This window comes from Bartonella sp. AA81SXKL (assembly GCF_042196945.1).
In the GTDB taxonomy this organism is placed as follows: Bacteria; Pseudomonadota; Alphaproteobacteria; order Rhizobiales; family Rhizobiaceae; genus Bartonella.
In genome coordinates, this window is the sequence record NZ_JBHIRH010000012.1 from 27,102 (window position 1) to 39,140 (window position 12,039).

Sequence of the window (12,039 nt, forward strand, 5' to 3'; positions counted from 1 at the left end):
AAACATAAAAGTTTCTGTGAGACATTATAAAGCCTTATAAAGCCACACCATTTGTATACTTATGAAGATGCAAAGAGGCATATTATATATCTGCCTTCCTGTTGTTATAGATTTTGACTATGAGAGTTCATAAAAGGCATTTTTCCTTTCTAAATCGTTTTTATTTATACGGCTTTCTTTGCTTATGATGTGCAAGCAAATGATTTTGATTGTTTCAACCATAAAGCAGATTTGAAAAGAAAAAATCTTACAATATTCGCGTTTGGTATATTATCATTATAAATCAACGTGTTGCTTTATATTTGCATTGTATATTGAAAGTTGGATGTGGCAATGCTCTCAAAAAAGTTATAGATTTCTTTTAGAAGAAAACATTGTGGGTAATAATTTTAAAATTTTCCTCTCATCATAGAGACTTTTGAGAGTGTTTCATCCATTTCATGACAATCAAACCACATATGAAAAAAGTAATGGTCGGTAATATTAGGTAGTAAGATGGAGAAACTTTTGCAGGAAGAAAAGAAATAATACTCAATACTGTAATTGAAAATATTCTTCCGCTAAAAGAGACAGCACCAACAACACCGGAAATATGCTGCGTTTGTTTTTGGTTAAGTTCTGAGAAAAATAAGCTTTTTGCACCGATCGGTACAGTGCAAATAAATCCATGGATTAAAGAGAAGGCGATGACTGATGCAGCAGTTTGATGGCTATGAACTGAAAAATAGAGCGCTATGCACATCAGTGCAGAAAAGAAGGAAAAATATTTTATAGAATTCTTATATTTTTTATCAAGAACATGATACTTAGACATCAGTAAATTTGAAAAATATTGTGCTGAAAAGGCTCCAATATGGCAGCACATCAAGACGAGCATTTGCGAACCATTGAGGTGATTAATTTTCCCCTCTAAAAGTATTATCGGTTGCCAGAAATGATAAATAATTTGAATACCAGCGCTAAAAAGGCACATGAGGAAAATAAACCATGCTCCTCCTACTGTATTTTGAAATATCCAAAGCGTTTCCTTGGCATTGTGCAAGATTGTTTTTGTTTTGGACGTTTCAATTGTCGTTTTCTTTTCTTCAGGAACAATAAGGAAGATCAAAAAAATAAATCCCATCATGAGGCATGAGATGATATATCCCATAAAATATTGTCCAGAGTAATAGATCGTTCCAATTCCTACAATCCCACTGAGAATACTTCCGAAAGAGTTAACCTGGTGGTAGAGATGAGCATAATGCGAAAAGTGATCCTGTTTATCGCCTAGAGAATGGTAAATCCATCCGTCAATGGCGCTGACAATGATGCAAATGCCTGCTGCATAGAGAATTTGCGCAATAATAAGTGCTGTCATATTGGGAGCTTGAAGGCATAGAAGATAAAATACTCCTGTCATAAAGACCCCAGCCATAACGGAATATTTACGCCGATATCTGTCAGATAAAACAGCACAGGGAAAATCAAGCAGCAGGATGGTGGTGGAAAAGACAACCTGAAGCAGAGCTAATTGCGCCAGACTAACTCCCATGGACATTAAAAAAATAGCATGGTAAACGCCGATCAGCATGCGTACAGCATTATAGGATCCATAGGTGAGAGCAAGGGTGCGTGGTCTGTTCATTGTGTTGTTCCACAAACCTTACAGTGAGGATTTTTCTTTAGAGAACGCTCTTCTGTGAAAAGTTGGCTGCTCCATATCCCCACACGGCGATCCGTGGAAAGAAGGCTTCCATAACCACCCAAAAATTTAAGAGCATCATTAGCACACATGGCAGCTGAAAGTGCATTAACAGGGGGAAATGTAGCAACTTTGAAGTTATTATTAATCATAACACAAGCTTCATAAATAAGATGATCACTTTTTGCTGGAAGATTGCCTATAGACGAGCTACATGCGTAACAACCAGTTTTACCAGGTATGTAAAATGGACCAAAGACAGCTATATCATTAACATAACCGGAATTTATATAGGCTTGTTTATTTTTTACACACCATTCATTGATCCATAGGCCTAGCTGAACAGGTGAATCAGCAGAAATGATCCATAAATCAGCTTTGGGTAATTTGTTGATATCCTCTTTTTCAGTAATCAACATTTGTAATTCATGAACTTCAATTTGGCTGTTTCTCCGCATCAGCTCACGTTTAAGAACTGTTGTTTTCGGAAGATCGATATCTTCTTCAGTAAAAAGAATTTGTCTGGTAAGGTTGGTCATTTCGATCACATCATTGTCAACAAGAGTCAATTTTCCAACGCCAGAGGATGCAAGCATTGCTGATACATGATTACCAATCCCACCACACCCTAAAATGACGACACTTTTTTGCAAAAGAGTATGCTGAACGGAGGTTGGATGCATACCATAGCTTTGATAATGGAGATGACTTCTGGAATACCGATTATTGAAAATATTGTTTGATGTTTCAGCTTTGACAAGAAAATGGTTAGAAACAAGAAAATCAAACGCATGGTCAAAATTTTCTTTTAACATGATTAATGATAGTGAATTGTAAACTTCATCTACTGTCTTTTTTTGATCCATTGTGCCGCAATAAGCACTAAGTTCTCCCAAAAATTTTTATCATTGATAATAAACTGCTTTGAACCCGCACCAAAAATAGCATCCTCTTCACGAACAACAACACGTGTGTATTTTCCTAAAATATATTGTTGTTTCATTTCTCCTCCCCACTTGTAGAGTAAACCAACTTTTCCCTAGATTTATTTTCTAGGGAAAAGAATTTTCTTTAGTCATTAATTACATTCTGAATGATCCATGTTCCCCCCCTTTATTGATGTTTTCATTATTCACCACTTATATGATAGGAGAACTTATATGAAAATATTATTATTGTAAATACACTTTTATGATGTAAAGTAGATATTTTTACATAAAATATTGATGAATGTACATTAAGAAAAGAACGCATCTCATCAGATTAAAACTCTATGATCTTTATTAACTTAAAATTAATAGCATAAAATATACGATAAAAAATGAATAAATTTCAATTTTTATAAAAAACACAAACTTTTTTACTGCTGCTGATAAAAAACAAAGCTATATTAAAAGTAGCCTTTATACCCTTCAATACTATTGATTTTTGGTTGTTACTGGATGAAGGCTCCTTTGTTTTGGAAAGAGCGGAGCAGAATTTAAGAGCAGAATGGGCGCGTGCGCAAAGGCTTGGGCGTGATCTGTCTTTAAGTTGGATACTAAGCCGCTTGATGGTTGAGGACGTTCATCATGTGAACATAACGCAACCTTGTGAGGGTATTTTAGTCGCACCTGATGAAGCTGTCGCTTTGGGGGATATTGTCTTGTCTGAACTGGGGCGTGCTTATTGATTTTCTCGTTGTTATTGCTGCTTAATTTCAGCCATTATTTTTCTGAAAAAGAAGCTTTGTAGGGAGAAGATCATACATGGAGCAGGGCGTAAAACGATGAAATGCATATAACTGATCCAGTAATGTTGACAATAATCGTTAAATATGTTGCTCTGGCTACCTAAACAAATGGCTAGATTGGCTTTTATTTTCTGAGATAAGTGTTACTCTCGATGAGATAGAATGCGGATGAGCGAATTATTAGTTAAGGGATTAGAGTAATGGGGGGGAAAAATAATCGTCAAGATTTGAGTTGTTTCAAAATCGCTGTATTCGGTATGATTATTATGATTTTGGGGATGGGGATTGGGCGATTTTTCTATACGCCGGTATTTCCTGTTATGTTGGATGAAGGATTGTTTACCTTTAAGCAACTTTCTTATATAGCTAGCGCTAATTATGGCGGTTATTTAGTTGGGAGTATGTTTTTTTCGTTTTGCAGAGTTGGGAATATATCCCGTGCTCCCTACATGCTATTTGGTGCAGCTATAGTGACGAGTGCACTTATTTTTGCCATGGCGTTAACAACAAACTTTTACTTGGTCTTCTTTATCCGCTTTGCTGCCGGTATCGCGAGTGCAGCAATGATGATTTTTGGTTCTATGACGGTTATGCAGCATAGTCACAAGCTGTGGGTTATTGCTTCGCTCTATGCAGGTGTGGGAGTTGGTATTCTGCTGGGTAATGAGTATGTTATTATTGGTTTGAGTAAATCGCTGAACGCGAAAAATATTTGGTTTGGAGCTGGTTTTATATCTGTTGTATTGTTGCTCTTGTTGTTTATTTTATTTCCACGTCGTGTTGATGCGTCTCAATTTGCTATTAATGAGTCATTGGCACACGAAAATATCGTTTGGTGGGAACTCGCTCTGATTTATGGGCTTGCTGGGTTTGGTTATATTATTGTCGCGACATATCTTCCTCTGATGGCGAAAACATTTAATTTCCCACTACTCGCTAACCACTTATGGTCGTTTGTCGGAATAGCCATTGTTCCTAGTTGTTTCATTTGGTTATGGGGAGCCCATCGGTGGGGGGTATTACGTTGTTTGATGCTCAATTTGCTTATCCAAGGAGGATGCGTATTACTGACATTATTCAGCCAGTCTCTTGTACTGATCGTTCTCAGTTGTATAGGGTTTGGATTTACTTTTATGGGGACGACCTCTCTAGTTATGCCGTTAGCTAAGCGTTTGTATGCGCCGTATGGCATAAATCTGCTAGGCTTGGCTACCTTAACTTACGGTTTTGGCCAAATATTAGGACCTCTCTTGACGAGTTTTTTACAGTTTGGTTCACATGCCATTGCGCTTTCCGTTATCTGTGGTGCTGTAGCGCTTTTTGCTGCTGCTGGAATCTGTCAATATTGTCTTTGTAAAAAGGTCGTTGGCGTTTCATAAACCCGCAATCTTCACTAAAAAGTCGAGAGAATTTATTCCATTCTTTTTGAAACATTTTGTGAAAGTCAAATTATTCTAATAGGGGAGATTACAGAATGCTTCACTCTACAGTCGCTATTTTGGGCGTTGGTCCTCGTGGGATCAGTATTCTCGAACGCTTGCTCACACTTTATTCCCATTATCCATTTTCTGGGAACATTGATATTTTATTGATTGATCCCAATGAGATGGGAACCGGTACCCATAGTGTGCATCAGCCAGATCATTTATTGGTTAACACTGTCGCTTGCCAGATTACTTTATTTGGTGATGATACAGTTAAGGGTGTCGGGCCTATTCGGAAGGGACCGAATTTCTATCAATGGGCTATTCAACAAGGTTATCGTAATATTAACGGTGTTTTTTCTCGTACAGAGCATGATGTTGGGAGAGAAATCAAAGAAAATGATTATTTATCACGTCGTTTGTTAGGGGAATACCTGTCTTGGGCTTACCAAGAACTCACGCAAGATTTACCTTCCGGTATTCGTATTAAGGAGATCCGACAAAAGGTTATTAATCTCCATATCCACCAAGATAATAAAACGGATGTTCTTTTGGAAGATGGCTGTCGTTATAGTGTAGATTTTGTTTATATGACCACGGGTCACGGTAAGAATATATATTCATCGCATGATGAAAGCCTGCAACAGTTTGTGGCTGCTCACCAAATGAAAAATGCGCTTTTGAACTATTATTCGAATCCTTATCCAATTGAAAAGTTGGACTCTATACAATCTCAGTCTCGTGTGCTGGTGCAGGGAATTGGATTAACTAGCTATGATGTCTTGTCGCAATTGACTTACGGTCGCGGTGGGACTTTTACTGAAAATGCTGGACAATTGCGCTACATGCCAAGCGGCAAAGAACCGAAGATAGCTTTATTCTCCCGTCAAACATTGCCTTTTAGTAGTCGCGGGATTAATCAAAAGGGTGGTAGTGGGCAATACATACCATCATTCCTTACTCTCGATGCAATACATCATCTGCGTAAGCAATCCAGCATTGCTAACGGTTCTCCGAAGCTGGATTTCGAAACGCAGCTTTTACCTCTGTTGCTTAAAGAAATGTGTTATGTCTATCGAAGTACGCAGCTGGGGCACTGGCTAGACCTTGAAACCTATGTTGTTACTTCCAAAGACGAGCAGTGTATTCAAGCGTTGCTGTATCCTCATCGAAATAAAATATTTGCCTCTTTGAAGGATTATACAAGATTCTTCATGGAGCATTTGAAGGACGATCTTCATTCTTCCGCTGAAGGTAATGTTGATGGCCCAGTGAAAGCTGCTACAGATGTGCTACGAGATGTCCGTGATATCTTACGTTCAGCAATTGATTTTTGCGGGTTAACGTCTTCATCTCACAAGTACTTTATTGAATATTTTAATCCAAACTTTAACCGTATTTCTGTCGGCCCACCGATGCAGCGAAACCAAGAGTTGAAGGCTCTGATGGAGGCTGGTATCGTGACTTTGGCTGGCGGCCCTTCACCTAAACTTGTTCTCAATGCTAGTACTAGCCGTTTCGAAATTCAGTCTGTTTTCCAAGATGAAAACAGTTCAGTTGATGGAGATGTGCTGATCACGGCCAAGATTGATAGTTTTTCTCCGTTGCGTGATGAGTCTCCTTTTATCAAAAATTTGGCTGCTCAGGGCATCATTCGACCATTTATCAACCAAGGATATCATCCTGGTGGTATTGATATTGACCGTCGGCAGCATCCTATAGACACTAAAGGGCAAATACAAAATACATTATGGGTGGTCGGTAATCCAGTAGAGGGGCCTAATTTTTATACATATATTTTGCCTAGGCCTTTAGTTAATTCGCGTGCATTGCGGGACGCAGGGCGCTGTGTCACTGACATGTACGAGCAGCTTCTTAATCGCTACTCAGTCAAAGATTCAACAATTAATGTACATTGATGATGTAAAAAGCTTCCTGATACGCATGTCCTCCGTATCCGTTATAATGGCGATGCTGATGCTATTCATTTTTCTTATGTCTATCTCAATAAGAACTTGGTTTCTTATTCCATTGGCTGGAGTGACTGTTTTCGGTTATTTGCTTTTGACGATACCATACTGGTGGTTGAAGGGGAATGCACGCAGTGGTGTGTTCATCCTGTTGGCTTGTACTTTAGTGCTGATATGGCGTTGGCACTTGCCTGATGTTCGTACTGTGCTTGTGCGTTTTACTGATGTCTTTTGGCTATTACTCGCCATGGGATTGTTGCGCCATGTGATGAATACATGGCGTATTTCAGAATTTCTCTCTGAACGGTTGATGCGCTATGGAAAGGGTTCGCTTACCCTGTCCATCGCGATACTGACTGCGTTTTTAGCTTGGCCGATGAGTTTGGGGGTTATCCCCCTAATGATTGATGCCTTGAAGAAAAGTGTTTTTCCCTCTCGCCATTTGGCCGCTATTGTGATGCGAATGATGAGCATCACGATGGTACTGATGCCGACCAGCATCGGTGCAGCAACAGTTTTCGCTGCTATGCCTAGAACACCAATATTCACATCCGCTGCTTTGGGGATACCACTTTTTCTATTCAGTCTGTTGTTGTTGTGCCTTTCTCCTGTTGTACCGCTAGCTAACCCGATTATTTGCGATGAGAGAAGAGCGAATAAAGAAGGAGAGAGAGTAAGAATTTGGATTTTTTTGATATTTTTCTGGCTAACATTTATCGTTGCGTTGACAGTTATCAAGTTGAATGCACTACAAAGCATTGCATTGACGGCAAGCATTCTATACGTCATTGAGCGTGTGAGTTCACGCAGTATTGATTTTTTGACTCCTTTGGTGGCAGTGATACGCAGTATATCCAGTGAAATTATGTTGTTGCTAGGTTGTAGTCTGCTAATATCTACTTGTGATTTGCTTATTCCTTTGTTGCCGGTGACGTTTAGTCACTCATTGGCATCACTTTCTGTTTGGCAGCACTATGCCTGTATTCTCTTTGTATTGCCAATTTTCAGTGTAGTAGGAATTCATCCTATGGTGCTATTTAGTTTGGCATTTCCCTTACTAGGGTCATCGATGGCTTATGGGGTTACGGATTATTTGGTTTGGATTTGCTTCTTTATTGCAGCTCAACTCCTTTCTCCTGTATCAATAAATGCTATTTTTGCTTCCAGTAGCCTACGTATTTCACCGGTGGATACGAGCTTTAAAATGCATAGTTATTATGTATTAATATTTAATCTTTTTGCGTTCATTTATTTGAGCTTTTTTATTCAATATTTGTAAATTATGGAGATCTTATGCCTTACATAAATATTAAAATTACTAATGAAGGGGTTACCTCTGAACAGAAACGGCAACTAATAGAAGGGGCAACTCAATTATTAGTTAATATTCTGAATAAAAATCCGAAAACGACTGTTGTCGTGATTGATGAAGTGGAGACAGACAATTGGGGTATTGGGGGTGTTCCCATTACAGAATTAAGAAAAGCTCAAAATAAAGAATAACTCTGTGTATTTGACAATAATTTAAGGTCAATAGGGATAATCAATGTAAAAAATCACGTCCCTTAGCAACATTTGATCAGACCGCCCTTGGGGCGGTTGTTACAGCCCCTGATGCTGACAACCAAGTTTTTCCCCTCAACGAGCCCGTGTTAGTTTTTAGCCATGAGACAGAAAAAATCCAAAAGCTTGGGACAAGAAGCACAGCTCTTGATGTCATTAAAGCCGTGTGCGCACAGGGGATTGAGGCACAAATTATCCTTGTGCGTGTGGAAGAAAAATCAACCATTGCTGAGACACAAACTGAGATGGTGGGATCAAACGCTCACCTGACCGGTGTGCATGCCTTAGCGCATGCGCGGGGGCATTTGGGTGTGGAACCTGGAATTCTCTTAGCACCGGCTTATAGTGCAGGGCGGATTGACAATGGCAAAAACCCTGTGTTCAAGGCATTGATTTATAATGATAACTTATTGTTTTCATATTGAATGAAAAAACTAATACTGTAGGATTATCTCATTTCAAATCTGCTTATCTTGAATCAATCAAAACCATTCGTTTGCACGTCAAAAGCGGGGCTGGCGTGTGGGTAAAAACTGTATAAGAAAGGAGTAAAAATGGCTCTTATGAACCGTCTTAATGCAAGGTCTGTCGCAACATTGGGGGCTGGCAAATATAATGATGGTGCCGGCTTGCTTCTCCATAAGCGTAAAGATGGTGGTGCTCAATGGCTTTATCGTTATACCATTCATGGTCGGCGCCGCGAAATAGGCTTGGGTGCCTTGCGAGATGTTTCTTTAAAACAAGCCCGTGAATTGGCAACAGGATGGCGGACTGTTTTACGTGAAGGGCGTGACCCTATTAAAGAACGTGAAAAACAAAAGCGTGAGGCAATAAGCAATCTCCATTACTTAAAAGATATTGCACTAGATACTTTTGAAACTCGTAAAGCTGAATTAAAAGGTGATGGTAAAAATGGTAAATGGTTTACACCTTTACGCCTTCATATTCTCCCTAAATTAGGCTGTTTACCCGTTTCAGAGATTACGCAAACAGAGATACGCAATACCCTTTCTCCCATTTGGCATACAAAAGCTGTAATTGCTCGAACAGCATTGATGCGTCTTAATCTTTGTCTCAAACATGCGGCTGCATTAGGTTTGGATGTTGATTTACAAGCAACGGAAAAAGCACGCGCTCTCTTAGGCAAACAACGTCATAAGGTTATTAATAGACCAGCCATGGATTGGAGAGATGTGCCGGCTTTTTATCAAACGCTTTGTCAAAAAACAACTATGACACAACTGGCTTTGCGTTTGCTTATTTTGACAGGAGTTCGTACTTTTCCTTTGCGTCATATTCGTGAAGGTCAAATTGAAGATGATGTCTGGACAATTCCTGCTGAAAATATGAAAGGAAAGCGTGATACTACAACAGAATTTCGCGTCCCCTTATCAAAAGAAGCGCTGAAAATTATTGAACAAGCTCGTTGTATTTCTAAAAGTGATTTTCTTTTTTCTCCTACCGGTCGCGGTCCTCTTTCACATACGATGATGGCTTGGTATATGAGAAAAAATAAAATTGAAGCATGCCCGCATGGTTTTCGCTCTAGTTTACGCGATTGGCTTGCTGAAACAACCAATGCCCCCTATGAGGTTGCTGAAACTATTCTAAGTCATACAGTTGGCGGCAAAGTAGAGCGTGCCTATCGTCGCACTGACTATCTAGAACAGCGCCGTGTCTATATGGATAAATGGGCGGCTTATGTCACGGGTCAATCTTAAGATATGGGGTGCATAACCCCATGATCTGTGGATAACTTTAGCTCTCTTTTCTCTCTCATTCTTTCTCAATAAGAGTCATAAATTATCACATAAAAATTGTATGATAAAATATTGTTTTCTATAAATAAAACATCTTTCTAAATGAACCAAAATGTGGTTAATAAATAGTTATGATTTGTTACCATTTTTATCGTGAAAGGATTTTAGAATGACAGAAAATGATATTCTTTTAACAGACCGTGAAAGTGCAAAATTGCTTCATATGAGTGTCTCAACATTCCGGCGTCATGTTACCAATGGATCTCTCCCAAAACCTTTAAAATTTGGTTTTTTGTCCCGTTGGTTACAATCGGATCTTATCAATGTCATCGAGCAAGCAAAACAGCAACGTCAAAGTGACGCGGCATAAAAAAAACCTTGTCACGTAAGGACGGACAAGGCTTTCTCAAACTCATCACCCTAGAGAGTGCACAAACCGTCCTGTGACGCAACGTTATAGGATTTAAAATGATGTGTTCTTTTAAGAATGCGCAAGGTATCACACGTACTTTGCATGGTACTTGGCATGGGCGTTATGGAACAGCCCGTTGCCCTGCTCATGATGATAGGCTGCCTAGCTTATCCCTTGCCAATGGACATGATGGGCGTCTTTTACTCACTTGTTATGCTGGCTGCTCTTTTAGAGAGATCATACAAGCGCTTATTAGAATTGGATTGCTTGGAAAACAAGCTTATGATCATACGCTCTCTTTCTCAAAACAGTTTTGTGCTGATCTCAAACAAGCAAAAAGGAAAGCAGAGAGAGCAAAAGCAATTTGGCAACAAAGCCAACCAATTAAAAACACTTTAGCAGAAACCTATTTACGTATGCGGGGTATTACATGTGATTTGCCTGCTGATTTACGTTTTCATAGCAAATGTCCACACCCCTCTGGGGGTACATTGCCCGCGTTGGTTGCTCTTGTTAAGGGGGCTGGTTCCTTTGCCATTCATAGAACCTTTTTAAAAGACAATGGCTGCAAAACAGATCAGAAACCAGCAAAAGCCATGTTGGGATCTGTAACAGGTGGTGGGGTGCATTTAAGCCAAGCCAATCCAAAACATCTGGTCATTTGTGAAGGCATTGAAACCGGTCTGGCTCTTTTGTCTGGGTTGTTATCAGAGCCCGTTGATTTATGGGCGTCCCTTTCAACCAGTGGCATGATGCGTGTGAATTTACCCCCTTATAAAAGGGCGTCTCACCATTGCAATGGACGGCGATGATGCGGGTCGTAAAGCAGGTTTTAACCTCGCTGCGCGTGCCTATAGACAAGGCCTTGAGGTCTTTATGATGCAAGCTCCAAAAGGAACTGATTTTAATAACGTATTACTTTCTTAAAAGAGGGAAACTATGAAAAATAGTAATTTACAAAACAACAATGAAAATACCCCCGTCAATGATAACGATAATGCTTGTTTACGGTTGGAAAAGATTTATTGTTGTTAGAAGGGAACGATCCGCTGGGACGCAGTTTGCAGGATTCTGGCCTGCTGCACACGAAACGCTGCGTGCCCAAGAGAGATTAATGCAAGCGTCAAAACAAAAAGCGATAGAAGTCTGGGCGCATTAGGCTGGCATGGAAGTCCCATGTCGCATGGGGCAGCTTTATGCTGCATCTGGCAGAGGCAAAGAGACTTTTTCTTTTAGTTATGACCAAACTTGGTTGAAGAGCGGGCATAGCCAGCTGTTTGATCCAGATTTGCAGCTTTATTCGGGGCTGCAATATACTCGGGAGGATCATGACAATTTTGGCCTTTAGGTACTGGTAATTTTTTAATTAAAAGCAGTTGCTTTTAATTAATTTAGGTGGTACTGCGAAAGTAAGCAGATATCCTCGTCTATATAGTTTCATTGGGATTATGTTTTATCAAGGGTGATTCTGTGCTGGAAAATTTATAGCATGTT

The 12,039-nt window shown here is 39.6% G+C and carries 10 protein-coding genes and 3 pseudogenes; 10 read left to right on the forward strand and 3 right to left on the reverse strand.

Annotated elements, in window-relative coordinates; translation table 11 throughout:
* Positions 1-406: 406 nt before the first annotated feature.
* Genes ACFINZ_RS06690 through ACFINZ_RS06700 form a run of 3 tightly spaced genes read right to left on the reverse strand, consistent with a single transcriptional unit; the run spans position 407 to position 2,687 of the window.
* Entirely contained in the window at positions 407-1,627 is a 1,221-nt protein-coding gene (locus ACFINZ_RS06690) for an MFS transporter (protein ID WP_375684178.1), read from the reverse strand.
* A complete protein-coding gene (locus ACFINZ_RS06695; RefSeq protein ID WP_375633565.1) occupies positions 1,624-2,550 on the reverse strand; it encodes a ThiF family adenylyltransferase in 927 nt (308 codons plus the stop codon). The genes ACFINZ_RS06690 and ACFINZ_RS06695 overlap by 4 nt, the downstream gene beginning before the upstream one ends.
* Positions 2,529-2,687, reverse strand: a complete 159-nt coding sequence (locus ACFINZ_RS06700; RefSeq protein ID WP_375633564.1) for a hypothetical protein — start codon at positions 2,685-2,687, stop codon at positions 2,529-2,531. The genes ACFINZ_RS06695 and ACFINZ_RS06700 overlap by 22 nt, the downstream gene beginning before the upstream one ends.
* Positions 2,688-3,107: 420 nt before the next feature.
* On the opposite strand from ACFINZ_RS06700, the pseudogene ACFINZ_RS06705 reads away from it, so the two are divergent.
* The 10 genes and pseudogenes from ACFINZ_RS06705 to ACFINZ_RS06750 all read left to right on the forward strand — a co-directional run.
* Positions 3,108-3,356 (forward strand): annotated as a pseudogene (locus ACFINZ_RS06705) (baseplate assembly protein); the annotation flags it as partial.
* Positions 3,357-3,682: 326 nt separating this feature from the next.
* On the forward strand, positions 3,683-4,795 hold the full coding sequence (locus ACFINZ_RS06710) for a YbfB/YjiJ family MFS transporter (RefSeq protein WP_375637045.1): 1,113 nt from the start codon (positions 3,683-3,685) through the stop codon (positions 4,793-4,795).
* Positions 4,796-4,890: 95 nt separating this feature from the next.
* Positions 4,891-6,759, forward strand: a complete 1,869-nt coding sequence (locus ACFINZ_RS06715) for an FAD/NAD(P)-binding protein (protein WP_375701260.1) — start codon at positions 4,891-4,893, stop codon at positions 6,757-6,759.
* Between the two features lie 25 nt (positions 6,760-6,784).
* A complete protein-coding gene (locus tag ACFINZ_RS06720) occupies positions 6,785-8,089 on the forward strand; it encodes a hypothetical protein (protein ID WP_375637044.1) in 1,305 nt (434 codons plus the stop codon).
* A 14-nt stretch (positions 8,090-8,103) separates the two neighbouring features.
* Positions 8,104-8,313, forward strand: coding sequence for a 2-hydroxymuconate tautomerase family protein (locus ACFINZ_RS06725; RefSeq protein WP_375607418.1), 210 nt, complete (start codon positions 8,104-8,106; stop codon positions 8,311-8,313).
* Positions 8,314-8,459: 146 nt separating this feature from the next.
* A pseudogene (locus tag ACFINZ_RS06730) lies at positions 8,460-8,765 on the forward strand (phage tail protein); the annotation flags it as partial.
* A gap of 162 nt (positions 8,766-8,927) precedes the next feature.
* Positions 8,928-10,094, forward strand: coding sequence for a tyrosine-type recombinase/integrase (locus tag ACFINZ_RS06735; RefSeq protein WP_375701261.1), 1,167 nt, complete (start codon positions 8,928-8,930; stop codon positions 10,092-10,094).
* Positions 10,095-10,302: 208 nt separating this feature from the next.
* Positions 10,303-10,503: an AlpA family transcriptional regulator gene (locus ACFINZ_RS06740; RefSeq protein ID WP_011180791.1), complete on the forward strand. Its 201-nt coding sequence runs from the start codon at positions 10,303-10,305 to the stop codon at positions 10,501-10,503.
* A gap of 98 nt (positions 10,504-10,601) precedes the next feature.
* Positions 10,602-11,472, forward strand: a pseudogene (locus ACFINZ_RS06745) (toprim domain-containing protein).
* A gap of 40 nt (positions 11,473-11,512) precedes the next feature.
* Complete coding sequence (locus ACFINZ_RS06750) at positions 11,513-11,704, forward strand: hypothetical protein (RefSeq protein WP_375642555.1); 192 nt, start codon at positions 11,513-11,515, stop codon at positions 11,702-11,704.
* Positions 11,705-12,039: the final 335 nt, after the last annotated feature.